Genomic DNA, 21,861 nt, shown 5'->3' with positions numbered 1-21,861 from the left:
TCAGTGGCCAAGTGCTGGATGACACGGCGCATGCCCTTGACCGCCACGGACGCGGACGAACAGGTCCGGCCATCAGCCGCAGCGCCGTGCCGGGATGTCAGGTCAGGCCGGGCGCAACCGCCCGGCCAACAGGTCACTTCCAAGGGGTCTCTTCCCAGATCTTGGCGGCAATCGCGTCCTGCGCGGCGGCAATCGCGGCGAAATCGTCCCCAACCATGAAGGCAATCGGGTTGCCCTGTTCGGCCATCATCGCCTGAAACTCGGGGTTGTCGTTCACGGCTGTCAGCGCGGCCCGCAGGTGTTCGGCGAGGGCGGGGTCCAGACCGGCAGGTGCCACGATCCCGCGCAGGGATGACATCTGCACGTCAAAGCCAAGCTCCTTTGCCGTCGGCACATCGGGCCGGAATGGCGAACGCTTGTCGCTCAGGACCGCCAGAACCCGCAGCTCATCGGGGAAACTGGTGGTCTGGCCCAGCGTCATGGTGCCCGCCGCGACATGGCCGCCCATGATCGCGGTGCGCGCGCTTGAGGCGCCCTTGAACGGAACCAGAGTAAAGTCCGCGCCCGAGGCCACCGCCATCATGTTGGCGCTGAAATGGTCGTTGCCGCCAAGGCTGGACAGGCCGACCGTGATCGCGCCCGGATCGGTTCTTGCCGCAGTCAGCAGCTCATCCAGGGTCTGGAACGGCGAAGAGGCCGCGACGGTGATGGTGTTCGGATCTTCGACGAAATTCGCGAGGTACGTATAGCTGTTCACGTCGTAATCTGCTTCGCGGTCATGGGTCAGCGCCAGCGCCGCGGGCAGGTTGAACGTGCCCAGCGTGTAGCCATCCGGCGCGGCCCTGGCCACTTCGGTAAAGCCGATCTGACCACCGGCACCGGGCATGTTCTTGACCACGACGGACGCGCCCGCCCCCAGTTCGCGTTCCAGAAATTGCGCCACGGTGCGCGCCATCACATCCGTGCCGCCACCAGCGGAATAACCGACGACAACCTGAACCGGTTTTTCCGGATAGTCGGCCAGCGCGGCGGTGGCCGACAGGCCAAGCGCGATCAGCGCGGCAAGGGTTCGTTTCATGACGGAGTCCTCCCATAGTCACATGCGAAAATCTGTTGATCGATGCCGTAGGTCTGCGCGGCGGTGCGCCAGAACAGGGCGTTTTGCTCGTGCGCGCTGGCCGGTGCGGCAAGGCGTTTGAAGGTGTTCCACAGCGTCCGGTAGCCAACCTGCCCCTTGTCCACGGGAAAGTTGCTTTCGAACATGGCGCGATCCGGGCCGAACAGATCCAGACAGGTCTCGATCCAGGGGCGCCAGTCGTCGGCCAGACGGGTGGATTGCGGCGGCCGGGCCGCGTCCGCGTAGCGCCAGCCGAAAACACCCAGTCCGAAACCGCCGATCTTGATACGCGTGTTGCAACATGCGGCGACCGGGGCCAACGCGTCGCGCCACGCGCGGAAATTTTCCGGATCGTGCCGGTCATGCGGGCCAACTCCCAGCGGACCGCCGCAATGGTCGACAATCACCGTCAGGTCGGGCACCGCTTCGGCCAGCGCGCGGACCTCATCCAGTTGCGTCTGGTAGGCCCAGACGTCCAGCGTCAGGCCCTGCGCGACCAGAGCGCGCGCGCCTTCGCGGAAGGCCTCGCTGCGCATCAGGCCCTCGGGCGGCGGCATCGGGTTCGACCGCACCGCAGGGTCGGCGTGCCATGCGGTGGTGTTGCGGATGCCTTTCAGACGCCCCTGCCCCGCCTCTGTCATGGCCTCCAGCACCGGGCGCACTTGATCGCCCAGTTGCAGATCGGCCATTGCGACAATCCCCGCCGGCAGGTGATCGTGCCCCTGCATCCAGTCCAGCACCGTCTCGACCTCGCCCACCGGGCGCAGCGCCTCGGGGCCCTGGTTGCGGTACCCGGTGCGGCACTGGACATAAAGGCTCGCCCGCACGTCATGGCCCGCGCCCAGATCCGCCAGCAGTTCCTCGGACCGATAACGGCCCTCGGGGCGGTCCCAGAGGTGGTGGTGGGCATCGAGGATCGGCTGCCCTGCCGCAAGAACATCTTCCTGCGTCAGGGCGAGCCAGTCTTCGCGAACCGTATGGTGCGGGCTTGCCATCAGGCCGCTTTGCGGTTGTCGAAGTACCGCTTCTTGAGCGTCGGCCCCACCACCACGGCGATGGTCATCGCGACAAGGATCAGGCTTGTGGTGTTCTGGAACAGGACCATCGGATCGCCGCGTCCGATCCGCAGGGCAAGGCGCAGGTTTTCCTCGGCAAAGCCACCAAGGATCAGGCCCAGCACCACCGGCGGCAGCGGGAACTTCAGCCGGTCCATCACCCAGCCGATCGCGCCGAAGCCCAGCATCAGGTAGACGTCGAACATGCGGCCATGGATCGAATAGACGCCGATCAGCATGAGCACGATGATCACCGATCCCAACAGCGGACGCGGCAGGTTCAGCAGGCGCGCGAACGAGTTGGTCGCCAAAGACCCGCCCAGCAGCACCAGCAGGATGGCCCCGAACAGGAACTGCCACATAAAGCCAAACACCACGTCCGGGTTGTCGCGGAACAGCATCGGACCGGGCTGCAAGCCGTGCACCAGCAGGCCCCCCAGCATGACCGCCGCCACGGCGGTGCCGGGGATGCCCAGCGTCAGCGCGGGGATCAGCGCAGAGGCGGTATCGGCATTGTTGGCGACCTCGGCGGCGGCGACGCCCTCGGGTTCGCCCTCCCCCCATGTCTCGGGGGTTTTCGACGAGCGGCGCGCCTCGTTGTAGGAAATAAAGGCCGCCATCGACCCGCCCGCGCCGGGCAGAATGCCGATCCAGATGCCGATGAAAGACCCGCGCAGCCAGGTTTTCCAGAACCCTTTCATCCTTGGGAGCGCCTTCCAGATCGACACGGTGCCCAGCTTGGAACTGGTCACGCCATCGGTTTTCAGCGGCGTTTCCAGCAGGTCGATCACCGGCGGCAGGGCATAGAGGCCAACCAGCAGGATCACGATATTGATGCCGTCCAGCATTTCCAGCTGGCCAAAGGTGAACCGGTCATTGCCATAGATCGGGTCCGAGCCGATGACCGACACAAACACGCCGAAACAGGCAGAGATCAGGCCCTTGATCGGGTTGCCGCCCAGCAGGAAGATGATCGAGGCAAGGCCAAAGACCGCGACCCAGAACACCTCGGACGGGCCGAACAGCAGCGTCACCTTGGACAGCGGCGGCGCCAGCAGCATCAGCGCAAAGGCCGAGGCGATGCCGCCAATGGCCGAGGACACCACGGCGACCTGCAACGCAAAGCCGCCCTCGCCTTTCTGCGCCATCGGGTAGCCGTCAAAGGTGGTCGCCACGGCGGCGGGTGTGCCGGGAATGCGCAGCAGCACGGCGGGGATCGCGCCGCCATACATCGCGCCGTTGTAGATACCCGCCATGAGGCCGAGCGCGACAAGCGGTTCAAGGCCGAAGGTGAACGGGACAAGGACAGAGATGGCCATGGTGGCCGACAGGCCCGGCATGGCACCGACGACGATGCCCGCAATCACGCCGATGATCACGGCGGCAAAGTTTGTCAGGGCAAAGACGTTCGGCAAAGCGTGGAGAAGATCGGCATACATGTTTCAACGCCCCCAGAAGCGGCCAGTGGGAAAGTCCTGCGACATCCCGAAATCGAAGATTAGCCAGATGGAGCCGACAACGATCACCGTCGCGATCAAAAGTCCCACCGGGCTGCGATAGCCAAAGGAATAGGCCACCAATGGAATGGTCAGGGCGGTGCTGACGTAGAAACCGACAAAATCGGTGGCCAGCGCATAGGCCACAATCAGCAGAAAGGCCCCGATCACCCGCTTGGGCGACTTGGTCATGGGAGGTGCCCCCTCGCCTGCGGAGGCCTTGCGCTGGTCGGTGGCCAGCAGGGCCCCGGACAGCACGATCAGGCCGATCAGCATGGCGGCAGGCAGCAGCGCCGAGATCGGGCGCAGGTCAAAGGTCGGGATCAGGAACAGGGCGGCGACCGCGATAATGCCGAGCGCGGTTAGGGTCTCGGGCCGGGTCAGGCGGGATGGGCGGCTCTCGGGCATGGCGTGGCTCTTGTCTGTTGGGAAAGGGAGCGCGAGGGAATTCTTCCCTCGCGCATGTGGGCTCAGTTCCAGGGCGTTGTTTCCCAAACGCCTTTGGCAAGGTCGTAAAGGTCCGAGGTCAGCGCCTTGAAGTCCTCTCCGGTCACAACGTCCACCGGGTTTGCCGTGGCGGCCATGGCATCCAGAAACGCCTGATCGCCCGCCAGTTGGCTGAACGCATGGAGAAGCTTGGCCTCCACCTCCTCCGGCAACCCGGCGGGCGCGATAAAGCCGCGCATGGAACCGTTCACAAGGTCCAGACCCTGTTCCTGAAGGGTCGGCAGGTCCGGTGCGAACGGCGAACGTGCCTTGGTGGCGACACCCAGCACGTTCAGCTGGTCCTGAAACTCGGCCACTTCCGAGATGTTCAGGATCCCCATGGCGACATGCCCGCCCAGCAGGGCGGTCCGCGCAGGGGCCGAGCCCTTGAACGGCACGATGGTGAACTCTGTCTCTGTCGCGTTTTGCAGCTTGATCAGGGCAAAGTGATCGTCACCGCCCAGGCTCGACATGCCGACAGTCACCGCAAAGGGGTTTGCCTTGGCTTCCGCGATCAGCTTGTCGAGCGTGTCCAGCCCGCTGTTCTTCGAGGTCACGATCACGTTGGGATCGTTGACCACGTTGGCAAGGTAGGTAAAGCTGTCGCGGTCGTAACCTGCCTCACGGTCGATGGTGCGCGCCATCATGCCCGGCAGGTTGAAGGTGCCCAGCGTATAGCCGTCCGGGTCGGCATTGGCCGCCTCGGTGACACCGATCTGACCGGACGCGCCCGGCATGTTCTTGACGACAAGGCTTGCGCCCTCGCCAAGGTACTTTTCGATAAAGGGCGCCGCCGTCCGGGCCATCACGTCCGTACCGCCACCGGCGGAATAGCCGACAATCACCTCGATCGGTTTTTCCGGGTATTCGGCCAGTGCCGCGCCGGCGGACAGGACCATCGCGCCCGCGATGGCGGTTGTCTTTAAGATATTGAGCATGTCACTCCTCCTTATACATGCAGGGAATTTCAGTCGTCGTACAGGGTGCAACCGCGTTCCTTGAGCGCGCGGTCAATCCAGCTTCGGTCGTTGGTGCCTGCTTCGATGTCGGCCATCTGCTTGATCTCGGCGGCGGATTTCGCCTGAGTGGCCTTCAGCACGGTTTCGGCCGCGTCAATGGGCACACACAGGACCCCGTCGCTGTCGCCGATGATGATGTCGCCGGGATGGATCACCATGCCTGCGATGGCGATGGGCACGTTGATTTCACCGGGGCCTTCCTTGTACGGACCGCGATGGGTGACGCCAACCGCATAGGTCGGCAGGTTCAGGTCGCGGAAATTGTCCAGATCGCGGATCGCGCCGTTGATCACAAAGCCGACGACACCGCGCTTGATCGCGTAGGCCAGCATCAGCTCGCCCATCAACGCATTGTCCAGCGCGCCGCCCGCGTCGACGACGATCACATCGCCGGGCACCGCCAGGTCAAGCGCCTTGTGAAGCATCAGGTTGTCGCCGGGGCGCGCCTTGACGGTCAGCGCAACGCCCGCCATGCCGCCTGACCGGTGCATCGGACGCAGGGCCGGTCCGGCGGCGGTCATCCGCGACATGCAGTCAGAGACGTTGGCGACCGGCAGCTTGGCAAACTCTGCCACGATGTCAGCGGGGGCCGTGCGCGCCCGTTTCAGAATGCGGAATCCGGTGGTCATGGGTCAGTCCTCGACTTTGGTAAGCGTCGCCTGCGCAGCGGCCAGCATTTTGCGGTTGATGATCCGTTCCGGGGCCACCGGCTGTCCGTCGAGTATCTGAAAGATCCCGCGGACCGCATCCACGCCGACGCGCCCGCCCGCCTGCCGGGTCACGCCACCGATATGCGGGGTCAGCACAATGGCCGGTTCGGCGAAAAACGGATGGTCGGCGGCGGGCGGCTCGACCGCGAAGGTATCCAGTCCGGCACCCGCCAAATGGCCCGACCGGATCGCCGCGACAAGCGCGGTCTCGTCGATCAATCCACCGCGCGCGGTGTTGATGACATAAGAGCCCTGCGGCATCCGCGCGATGGCCTCGGCGTCCAGAATGCCGCGCGTTTGGTCGGTCAGCGGGCAGTGCAGGCTCAGGATATCGGTCTGCGCCAGCATGTCCTCGAAAGTGGCGCAACGGCTGACCCCCGCGGCGTCAAAGGCGCTGTCCGGCGCATAGGGGTCATAGCCGACAAGGGTCAGGCCCAGCCCCTTGGCCATGCGGCCCGTCGCCTGTGCGATGGCCCCCATCCCCACCAGCCCCATGGTAGAGCCGGCAATCTCGTGGCCCGCGAAACCGGCCTTTTCCCAGCGTCCGGCGCGCAGCCCGGCATCCAGCGGCAGAATGTGCTTGACCGTCGCCAGCAGCAGCGCAATCGCGTGCTCGGCCACCGAAACCGCGTTTGCGCCGGTGGCCACAAGCACCGGGATTCCACGGTCCGAAGCAGCCTGCACATCAATGTTGTCGACACCGACGCCGTGTTTGGAAATCACCTTCAGTTGCGGCCCGGCATCCATCACGGCGGCGTCCACACGCCCCATCCGCGACACGATCCCGACCGCGCCGGTCTGCTGCAACATTTCGGATATCACCGCACTGTCGGCATAGGCCGGGGTATGCACCGTTTCATAGCCCTGATCCACAATAAGCTGCCGTGCAGCCGGATCAAGGTCAGGTCCCGTTACGAGAATTGTCTTGCACATCGCGCATGTCTCCATAGCGTCCCGATGCGACGGGGCGCGCCATTTCGTTTCTGGTCTGAGTGATTGGCCCGCTGCGGTCTCCCCAACCGGGCTGCGGGTGTCCTCCTTGGATTGGCACCCTAAAGCCAAGAATCCCTTCACAACAGCGCGTAATTCTGGTTGTTATATTCAGAATAACTGGATTTAAAGATGGACACCCGGCAACTCAAGACTCTTTTGGCCATCCAGACGCATGGCACCTTTGCGCAGGCAGCGGATGTCGTCGGCCTGACACCCTCGGCGGTCAGCCAACAGGTGCAGGCGCTGGAAATCGACCTGCGCGTGGCCATATTCGACCGCAGCACACGGCCGCCCAGCCTCACCCCCGAAGGGCTTCAAGTCATTGAAATGGCAAGAGATATCTTGCGCCGGGAAGAGGATGCAAGGGCCAGCCTCCGGGGCGATCAGATCGCGGGGACGCTGATGCTCGGGTCGGTCAGGTCAAGCGCGTTGAACCTGCTGCCGCGCGCCCTCGTGCAGATGAGCCAACGCTATCCCGACCTCCGGTCAAGTCTGCGGGTCTCGCTTTCCGCCAACCTGATCGCCGATGTCGCAGCCGGGCGACTCGATGCGGCGATCGTTGCCGAACATGTCGGCATTCCGAACGCCCTGCGCTGGAGCCCGTTCCTGCGCGAACCACTGTGGTTGATCGCGCCGAAAGGGATGGAAGCCGGCGACCCGATAGAGCTTTTGACCACCCGCCCCTACATTCGGTTTCGCAGCCCCGTGCCACTTGCCAACCTGATCGACACAGAGCTTTCACGCCTCGGTGTCATCACCAACGACGTGGCCGAGATAGACACCGTGGGCGCAATCGTCACCTGTGTCCGCCAAGGCCTTGGTATTTCCGTTGTGCCCCATGTCGCGCTTCAGCAACCCGAAGACGCAAAGCTTGCGCGGCTCTCCTTCGGACAGCCACAGGTCAATCGCCAGATCGGCATTGTCGAACGCACCGTGTCCCCCCGTGGCGAAATCATCGCCCGTCTGCACGCGGTCCTGTCGGAACTCTGCGGCGAGTATGGCGTGGCCCGACCGACGCAAAAGTAATGCCCCCCTGCCCCCCTGCCCCGCTGATCCCCGGACACCGATCAGGCAGTGCCACCATGCGCCCCCTGCCCCGTCTCCGTCGTGGCGGCAAACAGCGCCTGAAAACTCCACCGCGCCCCGCGCCGGGAACCAGTCAAAGCGCTCCGGTTAAGCCGCTTCAAAAGGCACGCGTCCAGATCGGACTTCGGCGCGTGCCGCTCAAAGTTCACAGGTGTGAACTCCCCAAGCGCCGGACAAGTTCACACCTGTGAACCTCCCGCAAGCGCACCGCTGGCCGTCACCGTTCCCAGGACCGACCGCAGGTTCAGCCCGCCGCTGTGGGCCCGTTTTGTCAGGTGCCTCAGATACCCTCCGGGATTCCGGATCTGCGCAAATCTTTGCAGCATGACCGCAAGAACAACCGCCGCCGCCCCGGAGCCGAGCAACTGTTTCGCGGAAATCCAGACCTGTTTAGTGATCCCCATCATCGGTCTGACGGTGTCGGCGGACCGGACCAGAGACGGCCAGTCCTTAACCGGCCCCTGCCCCATCTCGACAATCTCGGGACAGGATTCGAGCACTTGGTCCAGACTGATATCCGCCTCCCTGCCCGCCCCTTGCGGTTTGAATTTGGTTTCGATGGGACGTGGCTTTTCCACAGGCCTCTCAGAGTCAAAATAGTCTTTCTTTGTCTTCTGTAGGTGCTGCTCATTCCGGGCGTCTGTGGTGCTCATTTCCGGTGTCGCCACATCAAGCCATGCACCGGCCTGCGTCAGGGCTGACGAGAGATCGCGCTCGATGGCGCAGAGGTCGTCATGGCTCAACTTGCGCCGCAACGCGCGGGCGGTCAGGCGGGCCAGATCGTCGAGGGCGTCCCACTGTGGCTTGGTATGGCCAGAGCCGCGCGCGTAGCTCACAAGCGCCTCCAGATCGCGGCGCATCAGCTTGACGCAGTCGCGTTTCTGCCGGATCTGAGCGGCCTCGGTGCGGGCGGTTTCGGCCGCATCCTCGATCTCGGCGAAACGGGTGCGCAGGGGGGCAAGGTCAAAGCCGTAGGCCACCTTATGACCGGCCACGCGGCGGGCATAGCGTTTGCCGTTGGGGCTGTCCCGGCGCAGCAGGACACCGGCGTCCACCAGACGGGCCAGATGGCGTCGCATGGTGGAGCAGGGCATCCCGTTCAGCCGGTCGCAGATCGTGGCGTTCGCCGGGTGCACAACCGCTGGCCGGTCGGCGGACAGCTCGGTCTCGGGGTGAAAGCTGAGCAAGGCCTGCAACACAGCCAACGCCTGATGGGTCAGGCCGAACCGCGCGCGTGCAGCGGACAGAAGGCGCAATGCCTGCCATTTGTCGACGGACACAGGTCCGTCCTGAGCTGCCCGCCGGTGATGATCCAGCAAGACAGCATCCAGCGAGCGCCGGAACGGCGCAATTGGTGCGTAGCCCATATGTTTTGTTCACGAAGACATAGAAAAGACGGGCCGCGAATCACTTTGGACTTGCGGGGGCAGACTCCGGCGACTACCTTGAAGGTGCTTAATCTTAGAAGGGTCTCGTGGAGCGTTGCTTTGCGGGGCCTTTTCTTTTGTCGGCTCGTGCCTCCTTTTTTGCCTGGTTTCTCTGCTCGTTATTTGTTGGTCTCGGACTTCCACCGTTCATGAAGCTCGGCCACAAGGGCAGGGGCCTTGCGGGTCATCCAGTCGGCGAATTGCGAATCATCCAGTTCCAGCGCCAGCCCCTTGGCGGTGCGTTTCACGGTGCCCGCGCGGACCCCGTCCAGCCGCAGGGAATCCTTCATCGCGCGGGTCGTTTTGGGTGTCGACGGGGCAGGGGCGGGGGCCAGCTTGGCCATCACCGCCTCGAAGGCGGCGACAGAGGCATCCTCTGGCGCCGCCTGCCCGGTGGCCCGCGCCACCAGCGCCTTGTCGTGCACCGCCAGCGCCACGCGGGACAGCGCCTCACGGGTGGCCCCGCTTTCGTCGAGCGATTTGGCCAGCGCCTCCCACCGGGGGCGGCCAATTCCATGCGCCGCGCCGATGGATTCGATCAGGTCGCGCCCGAGGGTCTCGGCGATGCCGAGGGCCATCGAAATAGAGGACTTGGTGACGGTCAACACCTCGGCCACGCGGGTCTGTGTGCCGAAGCCCTGATCAATCAAATCTTTGGCGAACAATGCCTTTTCGATGTAGGACAGATCCCGCCGCGCCATGTTTTCAGAGATTTGCGCCGTCACGGCGGCGTTGTCGTCCAGCGTGGCGACCAGCGCCTTGACCCGCATCACCTTGTCGGAATTGCGGATCGCCTCCAGCCGTCTGCGGCCATAGACCAGCAGATAGCGCCCCTCTTCGGTGGGGTGGCGGCGCACGAGGATCGGCACAGTCTGGCCGTTCTGTTCAATCGCTTCCTGAAGGTCGAGCACATCCACCGGGTTCAGCCGGTCACGGGTGCGCAGATCGTCGATCAGATGCGGTTCCAGATCCCAGACATGATGGCTGTCGACGGCGTCACGGGCCGACCGCAAGGCGCGGTTGGTGGTGGTCTGCGACGGCACCGACCCGCCCGCGCCCGCCGCGGCAAGACTGTCGAGCATGGACATGCGTTTCTTGCGGCTGTCTGTCATGAGCGGCCCCATGTCTTTTGAATCAGGTGCGCAATCTCGTCATTGACGGCGTTCAGGCTTTCGATGGCGCGGTCATAGGTGGACCGGGTAAAGGCCGAGCGTTCGACCTCATACAGGGTCTGTTTGGTCAGTCCGGCGTCCGATATGGCGGTGGATTTCAGCATCGGCGCATTCAGCACCTTGTCGCCGTACATGGTGCGCAGAAAGGCGACGATGCGGTTTTGCGGCGCGTCGGTCGGCTCATACCGGGTGAGCAGGTAGCGCATCCAGTCGTGGCTCATGTCGGCGCCGCTTTCGGCGATCACGTCCATCAGGTCGGCGGTCATGCGCAGGAATTGCGACATCGACATCACGTCGAGCATTTCCGGGTGGATCGTCACCAGCACCCCGGTGGCGGCGGACAGCGCCGACATGGTGAGAAAGCCAAGCTGCGGCGGGCAGTCGATCACCACCACGTCATAGCGGTCATCCACCTGCGCCAGCGCATCGCGGACCCGGAAGAAGAACAGCCCGGCGTTGCCCTGCGCCAGCGCGCGGGGGGTGTCGTGTTCGAACTCCATCAGTTCGAGGTTGCCGGGAATCAGGTCGAGGCCGGGGATATAGGTGGGCCGGATCGAGTCGGCGATGGGGGAGGGGTCATCGTAGCGGATCGCGTCATACAGCGTGCCGCCGTCCTTGAGGTCATATTCCGGCTGAACGCCGTGCAGCGCGGTCATCGAGGCCTGCGGGTCAAGGTCGATGGCCAGCACGCGATAGCCGGTCAATGCCAGCCGCTGCGCCAGATGCGCCGAGGTGGTCGTCTTGCCCGAGCCGCCCTTGAAGTTCATCACGCCGATGATTTGCAGGGCGTCGCCCGGACGCCGTCCGGGCAGGTAGTCGCCCGGTTTTCGCGCTGTCTTTTCAAGGAGTTGCCGAAGGTCTGACAGATTCTGAACGGAATAGTGGCGGCGGTTTCCGGGGCTTAGTTCGGGCGACGGCCCCTTGCCGTCAAGGTGCAGCTTGCGCAGGTAGCTGTCGTTGACGCCCAGCAGCTGCGCGGCCTCGCCGCTGGTGAATTTGCGCATCTGTTTCGACGCATCGGGCGGAAACAGGCTGGCCCCCTGCGCATGAAGCTGTGCGGCAAGGTGTTCGGAATGTTGACGGATGACCGCGTTCAGGTCTTCCTGTTCGTACGGCGCATTCCGGCCCGGTTTGGGTGTGCCTTGATCGTTCATGCCTCTGCGGTCCTGCCTCTGCCCGAAACCTTATGTCCGGGCGGCCGGGGCGGTCCCCGGTTCGTGTTCACGGTATTTGGCGTTTATTGCCGGTTTTTCGTGACTATTGTCGCAAGCGCTGAGTCTTGCAAGTCTTTTCCACAGGATGTTGTGTGCAGAGGGCCCGATTTACGCCAGATCGCGGGGGTCGGTTGGCGGTTTGCCGGGTCAGGGACGGGGCAGGGCGTCGGTCTGGCGCAGCAGGTCTTGGGTGGCGCGCATGATCTCGGCAAGGGATTCGGTCGCGTCGGCGGGGGCGGTTTGCGCGGATCTTGGCACCTCCAGCCCCAAGGGCAGATCGGCGGGCAGGGCGCGCAGGAAATCGACAAGGTCGATGTCGCCTTGACCGGGGGGCAGACGATCCCCGCGCGCCGTGCGCAGCAGGGCGTCGGTCGTATAGGGCGGGGCAACGCGCGCGTCACACAGATGGGCAAAGCGCAGGCGCTGCGGGGGCAGGGCGGTCAGCGTCTCACGGCGGCTGGTCGAGCGGTTGAAATGCAGGCTGTCCACAAGGATGCCCGCGCTGGGTCCGGCCTGTTCGACCACGCGCAGCGCGTCCTCAAGGCTAGGTACGACGGTCCAGGGAAAGAATTCGAGCGAGACGCCAAGCCCGCGGGCGGCGGCCAGATCGGCCAGCGCGCCCAGACGGTCAGCAAGGCGGCTCAGATCGGGATCATAGGGCGCGCAGATGACCTCAGACGCGCCAAGGGCGGCGCCGGTGTCCAGAAAGGCGCACAGGTGCGCGGGGTCGGTGTCCGGCTCCAGCTTGACGAATTCGATGTCGTGGACGCGCAGGCCGGTGGTGCGCAGCGCGGCCCTTGTGGCGCGCAGCAGGGCGGGGTCCTGCATCAGCGGATAGCCGGGGCTGGTGGGCGTGACGCGCAACAGGCGCAGGCCGACCGCGTCGAACCCGGCGGTTGCAGCGGCATGGATCAGCGCGGGCGGGGGCAGGTCGATGGCGCTCAGATGGGCCAGTGACAGGGGCCGTTTTTCGGGGGTCCGTTTCATGGGTGTCGTCATGGCTGGGCCTGCGCCGCGTGGCGGCCCGCGACATAGCCAAAGGTCAGCGCCGGGCCAAGGTTGATGCCGCCCGCCGGATACTGCCCGCCCATGACGCTGGCCATGTCGGTGCCAGCGGCATAGAGCCCCGGAATCGGCGCGCCTGTGCCGTCCAGCACGCGGGCGCAGCCGTCTGTTTGCAGGCCCGCAAAGGTGCCAAAGCTGCCGGGAACAACCTTGACCGCGTAATAGGGCGCACGGTCGATCGGGGCGAGGCAGGGGTTGGGGGTGACGTCCGGGTCGCCTTGCAGCCGCATGTAGGCGGTTGTGCCACGGTGAAATTCCGGGTCCACGCCCTGACGGGCGTGATCGTTGAAGCGGGCAAGGGTTGCGGTCAGCCCGTCGGGGTCGATGCCGCAGGCGCGGGCGAGGGCCGCGGGCGTTTTGCCGGTGCGCAGATAGCCCGACCTGATCCAGCCGCCAAAGGGCAGGGGGGCCGGGCGCACGATGCCCAGCCCGTAACGGCGCAGAAAACGGTGGTCGCAAACCAGCCATGAGGCGGGCTCTGGCTGGTCGGCGGTGGCGGTCAGCATCTCGCGGACGTAGTCGTGATAGCCCAGCCCCTCGTTGCAGAAGCGGCGGCCATTGGACAGCACGCCGATCACGCCGGGTTTGCCCCGGTCGATGATATGCGGGAACACCCCCGTGCCGCCATCAGGCCATGTCACCTTGGAGACCGGGCACCATGCGCCCGCCGCCGCAAGGTTCAGCGCCTGCTGGCCGCCTGCGGATTCTCCCAGCCGCAGGCCATCGCCGGTGGCACTGTCCACCGCCAGCGTCAGATGGCTTTCGGGGCGGGGAAAACTGGCGGCGCGGCGGGCGAGATCATGCGGATAACCGCCACAGGCCAGCACCACGCCATGCGCCGCGTGGATGCGGATGTTCCCCTGCGGGCCGGTCAGCACCGCGCCAATGACCGCGCCGTCGCGCGTCACCAGCCGCGCCGCCGCATGGGACGGCCGGAGATCGACCCCCAGATCGCGCGCCGAGCGCAGTAGCCGCGCCACCAGCGCGTTGCCGTTGCGCAGTTGCATCCCCCGGCCATGGCGCGCCAGATCCCACAGATGCCGCCCCAGCCGCCGCGCCACATGAACCGCCGACCGCAAGGACCGCGTCGCGGTCAGAAAGGCGCGCAGGTCCGGCCCGGCCTGAATGGTCATGCCCCAGAACGTCGTCTCACGCGGCGGGGGGCGCAGCAGGGCGATGTCCGGCCCCAGCGCGCGGGCGTCATAGGGCTGGGCGATGACCGACCGCCCGCCCTGACCCGCGCCGGGCAGATGGCCGTAGGTGTCCGGTATCCGCGCGCCGCAGTCAAAGCGCAGCGCGGTTTCACGCTCCATGAACGCCACCATCTCTGGCGCAGCGGCCAGAAAGGAGTCGACCAGTTCGGCGTTGAAACCGTTGCCCAGCACCTCGGCCAGATAGCGGCGCGGCTCTGCGGGGGATTCGGTGATGCCGTGGCGGCGCGCCACATCCGAGCAGGGCGCCCAGATCCAGCCGCCCGACCATGCGGTGGTGCCGCCCAGCACCGCCGCCTTTTCCGCAAGGATCACCCGCAAGCCTCCCTGCGCCGCCGTGACCGCCGCCGCCAGTCCGGCCGCGCCGGACCCGACAACCAGCAAATCGCAAACCTCCGCCGTTGTATCCCCCGCGACTTTCATGGCGCGCCCCCTTCGGTCATGATCCCTGACAGGGTTCGCTGAAACGCGCCTAACGTCAAATGCTTGTATTAGCATGAGCGTAACTTCATGTTAATTTAGGGAGGCGCGCGATGGCAGAGGTGACCCTGAGACAGATCGAGGTGATCCGCGCCGTGATGATGACCGGCACGATCAGCGGCGCGGCGACGATGCTGAACGTCTCGGCCCCCGGCATCAGCCGCCTTGTGAAACACACCGAGGAATCGCTGGGCATCCGGCTGTTTGAACGCAAGGCCGGGCTGTTTGTGCCGTCGATCGAGGCCAGCAAGGTCTTTGATCAGGTGCGCGAGGTCTACAAGGGCGTTGAGAACCTGCAACGGGCGGTGGGCGCGCTGCAACAGGGTGAGGACGTGCGGCTGGCCTTTGCCTCTGCGCCCTCAGTCGCGCAGTTCATCGCGGCGCGGGTGTTGCAGCGGGTGCGGGCGCGGTACGGCGATCTGTTCATCGACCTCAATATCCTCAAGATCGAGGAAACCGTGGACTACCTGCTGCTGGAGCGCGGCGAATTTGTGATCATGAGTTCACGCATCGAAAACGCCGCTGTCGAGAATGAGCAGATCGCCGAGGGACGGCTGGTGGTGATCCTGCCCGAAGGCCACCGGCTGGCGGCGCAGACAACCGTGTCGGTGCACGATCTGGCCACCGAACCGCTGGTTGGCATCGACCCGACCGACCCCTATGGCAAACTGTTGGCGCAGCCGTTCATGGAGGCGGGCCTGCCGCTGAATCACGCCATGCGCGGTCGCTTTGCCCAGACGGTTGTCAGTCTGGTGCGGCACGGTCTGGGCGTGTCGGTGATCGACGAATTTTCGGTGGCCGAGGTCTATATGCCCGGCGTCGTGCGCCGCCCGCTGGCCGAGGACGTGCGGATCGCCACATTTGTGGTGCGCAAGAAGGGCCGGGTGCTGTCAGGCTTTGCCGAATTCACCATCCAGCAATTCCGCCGCGAATTGGCAAAAGCCGTCGAAGACGGGCCGTGGATGCGCAGCCGAACGTAACATCATGTTAATGAGAGTGCAAAGTGGGTATTTGACGTTAGCCCCTTCTGTTGCGATTGTGTCCATGTCGTCCGTCGGACTGCACCGGCGGTGGGAAGAGATGACGTTTAGGGAGGATACCATGAAACGCATGTTTTACGGCGCCGTTGCTGCGCTGGCGCTTTCGGCTGGCTTTGCCGCTGCCGAGTACCCGGAAATAGAAATTCAGGGCATCATTCAGTGGGGGGCCGGTGGCTCGACCGACACGGTGATGCGCTCTGTCACGCCGCATGCCGAGGATCTGCTGGGCGGCACCGTCGTCATGCAGAACATGACCGGCGCGGTCGGCGCGATTGCGCTGAACTATGTCGCCGACGCCAAGGCGGATGGTTACACCGTGCTGATGGGCGCGGAAAACCCGATGCTGTACAAGATCATGGGCCTTGGCGACAAGGATTACAGCGAATTTGTCCCGGTCAACATTCTGGCCCGCGGCACGCCGATCCTGGTGGCCAACAATGACGCGCCGTTCAGCACCTACGCCGAGATGATGGCCTATATCGAGGCGAACCCCGGTGAGGTCCGCTTTGGCTCGACCGGGCCGGGTGGCCTGCCGTCGGTGATCAACGCGATGATCAGCGCCGTCGAGGGCGGTCTGGACGTGATCGAAGTGCCCTATGACGGTGACGGCCCGGCGCTGACCGGCTTGCAGGGCGGGGCGATCGACGTGATGCCCGCGGTTCTGGGCGCCGCCATCGAAGGCATCCGCGCCGGCAAGATGAAGCCGCTGGCCGTGATGGATGTGGCCGCCAGCGCGCGCCTGCCCGAAGTTCCGGCCGTGACCGAGGCCAACGACGGCTACAACACCTATCTGCCCTGGGGCCCGTTCTTTGGCGTCTTCGTCAAGAAAGGCACCCCGGACGACGCGGTGGCCAAGCTGTCCGCCGCCTATGCAGAGGCCGCGCAGAACCCCGATTTCATCGAGCTGATGGAAGGTCGCGGGTTCACCCTGATGGCGATTTCGGGTGACGAGGCCGAGGCCTTTCTGACCAAGTGGCAGCAAGGCACCGCATGGCTGCTACAGGACGCGGGTCTGGCCAAGAACTCTCCCGAAGAATTCGGCATCGCCCGTCCGGGCAACTGAGACTGACCGGCAGGCCCCGCGGGGCCTGCCGAGCTTTCGGTGCGCCGCGTGTCCCCTGCGACGTGCGGCGCCCTTTTCGATCATGAAGCTGCAAGAGGGAGGAGGCGCCCATGCAACGCATCGATCCGGAACACCACGACGGCACATCTGACGCAACACCCGGAGGCGAGCCGGACAAGCGGCGGCCCGGAGAACTGGGCTTTGCGGTGATCTTGCTGGCGGCGAGCCTGTTCCTGCTGTGGGAAGCTTATGGCATCGCGGGCTTTGACAAGCTGTCGTCCGCCGGGGCCATCCCGATGGCGGCCACGCTGGCGATGGTCGTCAGCGCCTTGCTGGTGGCACTGCGCACCGGCAAGCTGCCAATCGACCGGGCCGAAACGCTGTTGCAGGACATCCTGCCAGTGCGGGTGATCCTGTTTGCCGCGCTGCTGGTGGGATATGGCCTGCTGCTGAGGCCGCTGGGCTTTCTGCCGACCTCGGCTCTGTTCCTGATCATCGCGATCAAGCTGCTGGCGCATCGCGGCTGGGGCTGGACAGTGGCGGTGTCGCTGCTCAGCCTGCTGGTGATCTGGCTGATCTTCCGCATCGTGTTTTCCGTTCTGATGCCCGCTGGCATCGTGCCGGAGGCCGAAGTGGTCCAGTATTTCCGCACTTTGGTTTCGGGAGGGGCAAAATGACCGCGCTGATGGATTTCCTGCTGGTGTTCAGCCAGCCGCAGCTTTTGCTGCTTGTGGGGTTGGGCACCTTTGCCGGCGTCTACGTGGGCGCGATCCCCGGCCTGTCGGTGACGATGGCGGTGTCGATCCTGATCTCTTTCACCTTTTCATGGGACGTCTACCCGGCGATCTCGTTGATGATCGGCATTTATATGGGCGGGGTCTACGGCGGTTCGCGCACAGCGATCCTGCTAAACATTCCCGGTGCGCCCTCGGCCATCGCCACGGCGCTGGACGGCTATCCGATGGCGCAGCGCGGCGAGGCGGGCACCGCCATCGGCGTGACCACGGTGATGAGCTTCATCGGTGGCTTTATCGGCATCGGTGTGCTGGCGCTGGCCGCGCCTTTCGTGTCGGACTTTGCGCTGAAGTTCCAGCCGCGCGACTACATGCTGCTGGCGATCCTCGGCATCCTGCTGGTCGGCTCGCTTAGCCAGGGGTCGCTGGTCAAGGGCATCTTTGCGGGCGCGCTTGGCCTTGCCATTGGCGCGGTGGGGCGGGACCCGCTGACCTTTGCGGAACGCTTTACCTTTGATCTGCGGCTGATGGAGGGGGGCATTTCCTTTATCGCGGTGATGATCGGCATGTTCGGCGTCTCCGAGGCGCTGCTGCAACTGCACCACGTCGACAAGACCGCCGTGCGGCAAAAGATCAGCCGCATCGTGCCCTCGCTGTCGACGGTGAAAAAGCACCTGCCGCTGTCGTTGCAGACCTCGACCATCGGGGTGGTGATCGGCGCGCTGCCCGGCACGGGGGGAGATATCGCCGCGCTGATGGCCTATGACCACGCCAAGCGCGTGACCAAAGACCCCGAACGCCCCTTTGGCACCGGCGCGATGGAGGGTCTGGTGGCCCCCGAGACCGCCAACAACGCCGCCGTGGGGGGCGCGTTTATCCCGATGATGACGCTGGGCATTCCCGGCGACGCGGTGACGGCGATCATGATCGGCGCGCTGTTCATCCACGGGCTGAACCCCGGCCCGATGCTGATGATCGACCAGCCCGACATGTTCTGGTTCATCGTCGGCTGCCTTGTGACGGCCAACTGCTTTATGCTGCTGTTCGGCCTGACCGGTATCCGCATCTTTACCAAGATCGTCGAGATGCCGCGCAGCGTGATGATCCCGTTGATCATGCTCTTGTCCATCGTCGGGGCCTTTGCGGTGAACAACTCGATCACCGATGTCTACTGGATGCTGGGTTTTGGCGTCTTCGGCTACTTCATGCGGCACTACGGCTATCCGCTGGGGCCGGTCATCCTCGGCGTGATCCTGTCGCGGCTGCTGGATGACAACTGGCGCCGGGCCATCATCTCGGAGCGAGAGGATCTGGGCCGGTTCTTCGAGGGCATCGTGACCAGCCCGCTGTCGCTGGTGCTGTTCATCTCGGTGATCCTGATCTTCGTGTCGCAGACGCCGGTCTGGCGCTGGGGCAAGGCACGCATCTTTGGCAAGGAGGCCTGAGACCATGACGGACACGCCCGACCTGAAACTGGGACTGATCGGTGACAATATCGGGCGGTCCCGCTCACCCCTGCTGCACCGGCTGGTGGGACGGCAGAACGACATGGTCGTGCAATACGACCGGCTGATCCCGAAAGACATGGGAGAGGATTTTGACACCGTCTTTGCCCAATGCGTCGGGCGCGGCTATCGCGGCATCAACGTCACCTATCCGTATAAGGAACGCGCCGCGTCCAAGGTCACTGTCGACGATCCGCTGGTGCGGGCCATCGGCGCGGTCAACACCGTGCTGTTCGAGGCGGACGGCCCCAAGGGCCAGAACACCGATTACACCGGTTTTATGGCCGCCTATCGCGGGGTACGCGGGGACGCGGCCCCCGGTGTCTGCTGCCTGATCGGCACCGGCGGCGTGGGCCGCGCGCTGGCCTTTGCGCTGGTGGCGCTGAAGGCAGAGGAAATCCGGCTGGTCGACCGCGACGCCGCCAAGGCAGAGGCGCTGGCCGCAGAGCTTGACGCGTTGGGGCAGGGGGTGCGCGTGGTCGCGATAAGCGACGCGGAAGAGGCCGCCAAAGGGGCCGAGGGTCTGCTGAACGGCACGCCGGTGGGCATGGTGGGCTATGGCGGCACGCCATTGCCCGCCGCCGCGATGGCGGGCGCGGGCTGGGCCTTTGACGCGGTTTACACGCCGGTCGACACCCAGTTCCTGACCGATGCGGCGGCGGCCGGGGCGACAATTCTTTCCGGCTATGAGCTGTTCTTTTATCAGGGTGTCCACGCCTGGGCGCATTTTGCCGGTCGGCCGCTGGATGAGCCCGCGCTGCGCGCCGCCCTGCTGGCCGAGGCGGAGGAGTCACCATGAAGACCTCGATCGCCACGGTATCCATCTCTGGCACCCTGCGGGAAAAGCTGGCGGCCATTGCTAAGGCCGGGTTCGACGGAATCGAGATCTTTGAACAGGATTTCATCGCCGATGAGGGCAGCCCGCGCCAGATTGGCGACATGATCCGCGATCAGGGGCTGGAGATCACGCTGTTCCAGCCATTCCGCGATTTCGAGGGGCTGACCGGCGATCTGCGCCGCCGCGCCTTTGACCGCGCGCGGCACAAGTTCGACACCATGGCGGAGCTGGGCACCGACCGCATTCTGATCTGTTCCTCGACCCATCCGCAGGCACTGGGCGGCATCGACCGCGCGGCAGAGGATTTTGCCGAACTGGGGGCGATTGCCGCCGATTACGGCATCCATGTCGGCTATGAGGCGCTGGCCTGGGGGCGGCACGTCAACGACCACCGCGACGCGTGGGAGATCGTGCGCCGCGCCGATCACCCCAATATCGGGGTGATCCTTGACAGTTTTCACACGCTGGCGCGGCGGATCGATCCCAACACCATCCGCCGCATCCCGTCGGATAAGATCACCTTTGTCCAGCTGGCCGACGCGCCGCAGATCGACATGGACCTGCTGTATTGGTCGCGGCACTTTCGCAACATGCCCGGTGAGGGCGACCTGCCGGTGACCGACTTCATGCGCGCGGTATCCGCGACGGGTTATGACGGCTGGATCAGCCTTGAGATCTTCAACGACCAGTTCCGCAGCGGGCGGCCGCTGGAACTGGCGCGCGATGGCTATCGGTCTTTGGTGGCGACGATGGACGACGTGCGCCGGGCGGAACCCGACATCCGTGTCGACCTGCCCGAGATGCCCGCGCGGGTCACGGTCGAGGGGGTCGAATTCATCGAGTTCGCCACCCGCGGGGCCGAGGCTGAGGCGTTGCAAGCGTTGCTGCGCTCGATGGGGTTCACCCATATCGGCAATCACATCTCCAAAAAGGTGTCGCTCTGGCAGCAGGGGGATATCCGGGTGGTGCTGAACCGGGAAACCACCGGCTTTGCCAATTCGGTCTACACCACCACCGGCACCAGCCTGTGCGATGTGGGCCTGCGGGTGGCGAGTGCCGCGCAGACCACGCAGCGCGCCAAGGCGCTGGGGGCGACGCTGTTTCACCAGCCGGTTGCGCCCGGTGAACTGGACATTCCCGCGATCCGCAGCGTCGGCGGCAGCGTGATGCATTTTCTGGATGCGCACAGCGGGCTGTCGGATGTCTGGTCGGTGGAATTTCGCCCCGAGGAAGGCTCTGCCGTGCAGGCCGCCGGGCTGACCCGCATCGACCATCTGGCCGAAACCATGAGCTATGACGAAATGCTCAGCTGGTCGCTGTTCTATACCACGATCTTTGACATGCAGCGGTCGGTGATGACCGATGTGATCGACCCGGACGGGTTGGTGCGCAGTCAGGCGATCCATGCCCCCGACGGGCGCGCGCGGATCACCCTGAACGGGGCCGAAACCCACCGCACGCTGGCGGGCGGCTTTCTGGCGGGCAGTTTTGGTGGTGCTGTGCAGCACGTGGCCTTTGCCAGCACCGACATTCTGGCGACGGCGCGCGACATGGCGGCGCTGGGGTTCCAGCCGCTGCCGATGCCGACCAACTATTACAAGGATCTCAAGGCGCGGTTTGCGCTGGACGACGCGCGGCTGGCGGCGTTGCAGGCCTATGACATCCTCTATGACGAGGACGCGCAGGGCGTGTTTTTGCAGTTCTATTCCCGGCCCTTCGAAAACGGTTTCTTTTTCGAGGTGGTGCAGCGGGTAGAGGCCTATGGCGGCTACGGCGCGCCCAACGCGCCGTTCCGGATTGCCGCGCAAAAGCGGATGATGCGGCCCAAGGGAATTCCGGCGAACTGACGGTATCAGGTGGCGGGGGGTGCCCGCCACCTGTGCGGCTCTGGCCAGTGGTCAGGCGTTGACGTCGACGACAACGCGGCCTTTGACCTGACCCTTCAGGATGTCGCGGCCCAGCTGCGGCAGGTCCGACAGGGTGGCGGGCTGCACCATGGTTTCCAGCTTGTCCATCGGCAGATCCTGCGCGATGCGCTGCCACGCGCGGACGCGGTTGTCATAGGGCTGCATCACGCTGTCGATGCCCAGCAGATTGACGCCGCGCAGGATAAACGGCGTGATCAGCGCGCCCTCGATCACAGCGCCCCC

Annotated in this window: 19 protein-coding genes and 1 pseudogene; 7 read left to right on the top strand and 13 right to left on the bottom strand. The window is 65.0% G+C overall.

Annotated features, from left to right (window positions below; genetic code table 11):
- Positions 1-133: 133 nt before the first annotated feature.
- From ACN0S5_RS21560 to ACN0S5_RS21530, 7 genes are all read right to left on the bottom strand, one after another.
- Positions 134-1,078, bottom strand: a complete 945-nt coding sequence (locus ACN0S5_RS21560) for a Bug family tripartite tricarboxylate transporter substrate binding protein (protein WP_417211157.1) — start codon at positions 1,076-1,078, stop codon at positions 134-136.
- Positions 1,075-2,112, bottom strand: a complete 1,038-nt coding sequence (locus ACN0S5_RS21555; protein ID WP_417211156.1) for an amidohydrolase family protein — start codon at positions 2,110-2,112, stop codon at positions 1,075-1,077. The genes ACN0S5_RS21560 and ACN0S5_RS21555 overlap by 4 nt, the downstream gene beginning before the upstream one ends.
- Positions 2,112-3,611, bottom strand: a complete 1,500-nt coding sequence (locus ACN0S5_RS21550) for a tripartite tricarboxylate transporter permease (protein WP_417211155.1) — start codon at positions 3,609-3,611, stop codon at positions 2,112-2,114. Before ACN0S5_RS21550 ends, ACN0S5_RS21555 begins: the two co-directional genes overlap by 1 nt.
- 3 nt (positions 3,612-3,614) lie before the next feature.
- Positions 3,615-4,076 carry a tripartite tricarboxylate transporter TctB family protein gene (locus tag ACN0S5_RS21545; RefSeq protein WP_417211154.1) on the bottom strand — a complete coding sequence of 154 codons (462 nt, stop codon included), beginning with the start codon at positions 4,074-4,076 and terminating at the stop codon, positions 3,615-3,617.
- 62 nt (positions 4,077-4,138) lie between these two features.
- Complete coding sequence (locus ACN0S5_RS21540; RefSeq protein ID WP_417211153.1) at positions 4,139-5,092, bottom strand: Bug family tripartite tricarboxylate transporter substrate binding protein; 954 nt, start codon at positions 5,090-5,092, stop codon at positions 4,139-4,141.
- Positions 5,093-5,121: 29 nt separating this feature from the next.
- Positions 5,122-5,802 (bottom strand): RraA family protein, encoded by a 681-nt coding sequence (locus ACN0S5_RS21535; RefSeq protein WP_417211151.1) that lies wholly within the window; start codon positions 5,800-5,802, stop codon positions 5,122-5,124.
- Between the two features lie 3 nt (positions 5,803-5,805).
- A complete protein-coding gene (locus ACN0S5_RS21530) occupies positions 5,806-6,816 on the bottom strand; it encodes a hydroxyacid dehydrogenase (protein WP_417211150.1) in 1,011 nt (336 codons plus the stop codon).
- A 189-nt stretch (positions 6,817-7,005) separates the two neighbouring features.
- On the opposite strand from ACN0S5_RS21530, the gene ACN0S5_RS21525 reads away from it, so the two are divergent.
- The gene (locus tag ACN0S5_RS21525; protein WP_417211149.1) at positions 7,006-7,902 is read left to right on the top strand and encodes a LysR family transcriptional regulator; all 897 of its coding nucleotides are present in this window, start codon (positions 7,006-7,008) and stop codon (positions 7,900-7,902) included.
- A 239-nt stretch (positions 7,903-8,141) separates the two neighbouring features.
- Here the strand turns inward: ACN0S5_RS21525 and repC are convergent, their stop codons facing one another.
- The 5 genes from repC to ACN0S5_RS21500 form a co-directional block, all read right to left on the bottom strand.
- On the bottom strand, positions 8,142-9,329 hold the full coding sequence (repC, locus tag ACN0S5_RS21520; RefSeq protein ID WP_417211147.1) for a plasmid replication protein RepC: 1,188 nt from the start codon (positions 9,327-9,329) through the stop codon (positions 8,142-8,144).
- 179 nt (positions 9,330-9,508) lie between these two features.
- Positions 9,509-10,501 (bottom strand): plasmid partitioning protein RepB, encoded by a 993-nt coding sequence (gene repB, locus ACN0S5_RS21515; RefSeq protein ID WP_417211145.1) that lies wholly within the window; start codon positions 10,499-10,501, stop codon positions 9,509-9,511.
- On the bottom strand, positions 10,498-11,715 hold the full coding sequence (gene repA, locus ACN0S5_RS21510) for a plasmid partitioning protein RepA (protein WP_417211144.1): 1,218 nt from the start codon (positions 11,713-11,715) through the stop codon (positions 10,498-10,500). The genes repB and repA overlap by 4 nt, the downstream gene beginning before the upstream one ends.
- Before the next feature lie 207 nt (positions 11,716-11,922).
- Positions 11,923-12,762 (bottom strand): sugar phosphate isomerase/epimerase family protein, encoded by an 840-nt coding sequence (locus tag ACN0S5_RS21505; protein WP_417211143.1) that lies wholly within the window; start codon positions 12,760-12,762, stop codon positions 11,923-11,925.
- An 8-nt stretch (positions 12,763-12,770) separates the two neighbouring features.
- Positions 12,771-14,474, bottom strand: coding sequence for an FAD-dependent oxidoreductase (locus tag ACN0S5_RS21500; protein WP_417211141.1), 1,704 nt, complete (start codon positions 14,472-14,474; stop codon positions 12,771-12,773).
- 110 nt (positions 14,475-14,584) lie between these two features.
- Here ACN0S5_RS21500 and ACN0S5_RS21495 point away from each other — a divergent pair, with 110 nt between their 5' ends.
- The 6 genes from ACN0S5_RS21495 to ACN0S5_RS21470 all read left to right on the top strand — a co-directional run bounded on the left by ACN0S5_RS21495 (position 14,585) and on the right by ACN0S5_RS21470 (position 21,558).
- Positions 14,585-15,511, top strand: coding sequence for a LysR family transcriptional regulator (locus tag ACN0S5_RS21495; protein WP_417211140.1), 927 nt, complete (start codon positions 14,585-14,587; stop codon positions 15,509-15,511).
- Positions 15,512-15,632: 121 nt separating this feature from the next.
- Positions 15,633-16,634: a Bug family tripartite tricarboxylate transporter substrate binding protein gene (locus ACN0S5_RS21490; protein WP_417211138.1), complete on the top strand. Its 1,002-nt coding sequence runs from the start codon at positions 15,633-15,635 to the stop codon at positions 16,632-16,634.
- A gap of 110 nt (positions 16,635-16,744) precedes the next feature.
- On the top strand, positions 16,745-17,311 hold the full coding sequence (locus tag ACN0S5_RS21485; RefSeq protein WP_417211137.1) for a tripartite tricarboxylate transporter TctB family protein: 567 nt from the start codon (positions 16,745-16,747) through the stop codon (positions 17,309-17,311).
- Positions 17,308-18,813: a tripartite tricarboxylate transporter permease gene (locus ACN0S5_RS21480; protein WP_417211135.1), complete on the top strand. Its 1,506-nt coding sequence runs from the start codon at positions 17,308-17,310 to the stop codon at positions 18,811-18,813. The genes ACN0S5_RS21485 and ACN0S5_RS21480 overlap by 4 nt, the downstream gene beginning before the upstream one ends.
- 4 nt (positions 18,814-18,817) lie before the next feature.
- Complete coding sequence (locus ACN0S5_RS21475; protein ID WP_417211134.1) at positions 18,818-19,672, top strand: shikimate dehydrogenase family protein; 855 nt, start codon at positions 18,818-18,820, stop codon at positions 19,670-19,672.
- Complete coding sequence (locus tag ACN0S5_RS21470) at positions 19,669-21,558, top strand: bifunctional sugar phosphate isomerase/epimerase/4-hydroxyphenylpyruvate dioxygenase family protein (RefSeq protein ID WP_417211132.1); 1,890 nt, start codon at positions 19,669-19,671, stop codon at positions 21,556-21,558. The genes ACN0S5_RS21475 and ACN0S5_RS21470 overlap by 4 nt, the downstream gene beginning before the upstream one ends.
- Positions 21,559-21,609: 51 nt before the next feature.
- Here the strand turns inward: ACN0S5_RS21470 and ACN0S5_RS21465 are convergent.
- Positions 21,610-21,861, bottom strand: a pseudogene (locus ACN0S5_RS21465) (oxidoreductase); the annotation flags it as partial.

This window comes from Antarctobacter sp., assembly GCF_048262615.1.
Lineage (GTDB): Bacteria > Pseudomonadota > Alphaproteobacteria > Rhodobacterales > Rhodobacteraceae > Antarctobacter.
This window is presented reverse-complemented; position numbering and strand designations above follow the sequence as displayed.

Bases quoted from the DNA above. Each gene is read 5' to 3' on its own strand.
- ACN0S5_RS21560 (WP_417211157.1), bottom strand. From the start codon at position 1,078: ATGAAACGAACCCTTGCCGCGCTGATCGCGCTTGGCCTGTCGGCCACC.
- ACN0S5_RS21555 (WP_417211156.1), bottom strand. From the start codon at position 2,112: ATGGCAAGCCCGCACCATACGGTTCGCGAAGACTGGCTCGCCCTGACG.
- ACN0S5_RS21550 (WP_417211155.1), bottom strand. From the start codon at position 3,611: ATGTATGCCGATCTTCTCCACGCTTTGCCGAACGTCTTTGCCCTGACA.
- ACN0S5_RS21545 (WP_417211154.1), bottom strand. From the start codon at position 4,076: ATGCCCGAGAGCCGCCCATCCCGCCTGACCCGGCCCGAGACCCTAACC.
- ACN0S5_RS21540 (WP_417211153.1), bottom strand. From the start codon at position 5,092: ATGCTCAATATCTTAAAGACAACCGCCATCGCGGGCGCGATGGTCCTG.
- ACN0S5_RS21535 (WP_417211151.1), bottom strand. From the start codon at position 5,802: ATGACCACCGGATTCCGCATTCTGAAACGGGCGCGCACGGCCCCCGCT.
- ACN0S5_RS21530 (WP_417211150.1), bottom strand. From the start codon at position 6,816: ATGTGCAAGACAATTCTCGTAACGGGACCTGACCTTGATCCGGCTGCA.
- ACN0S5_RS21525 (WP_417211149.1), top strand. From the start codon at position 7,006: ATGGACACCCGGCAACTCAAGACTCTTTTGGCCATCCAGACGCATGGC.
- repC (WP_417211147.1), bottom strand. From the start codon at position 9,329: ATGGGCTACGCACCAATTGCGCCGTTCCGGCGCTCGCTGGATGCTGTC.
- repB (WP_417211145.1), bottom strand. From the start codon at position 10,501: ATGACAGACAGCCGCAAGAAACGCATGTCCATGCTCGACAGTCTTGCC.
- repA (WP_417211144.1), bottom strand. From the start codon at position 11,715: ATGAACGATCAAGGCACACCCAAACCGGGCCGGAATGCGCCGTACGAA.
- ACN0S5_RS21505 (WP_417211143.1), bottom strand. From the start codon at position 12,762: ATGAAACGGACCCCCGAAAAACGGCCCCTGTCACTGGCCCATCTGAGC.
- ACN0S5_RS21500 (WP_417211141.1), bottom strand. From the start codon at position 14,474: ATGAAAGTCGCGGGGGATACAACGGCGGAGGTTTGCGATTTGCTGGTT.
- ACN0S5_RS21495 (WP_417211140.1), top strand. From the start codon at position 14,585: ATGGCAGAGGTGACCCTGAGACAGATCGAGGTGATCCGCGCCGTGATG.
- ACN0S5_RS21490 (WP_417211138.1), top strand. From the start codon at position 15,633: ATGAAACGCATGTTTTACGGCGCCGTTGCTGCGCTGGCGCTTTCGGCT.
- ACN0S5_RS21485 (WP_417211137.1), top strand. From the start codon at position 16,745: ATGCAACGCATCGATCCGGAACACCACGACGGCACATCTGACGCAACA.
- ACN0S5_RS21480 (WP_417211135.1), top strand. From the start codon at position 17,308: ATGACCGCGCTGATGGATTTCCTGCTGGTGTTCAGCCAGCCGCAGCTT.
- ACN0S5_RS21475 (WP_417211134.1), top strand. From the start codon at position 18,818: ATGACGGACACGCCCGACCTGAAACTGGGACTGATCGGTGACAATATC.
- ACN0S5_RS21470 (WP_417211132.1), top strand. From the start codon at position 19,669: ATGAAGACCTCGATCGCCACGGTATCCATCTCTGGCACCCTGCGGGAA.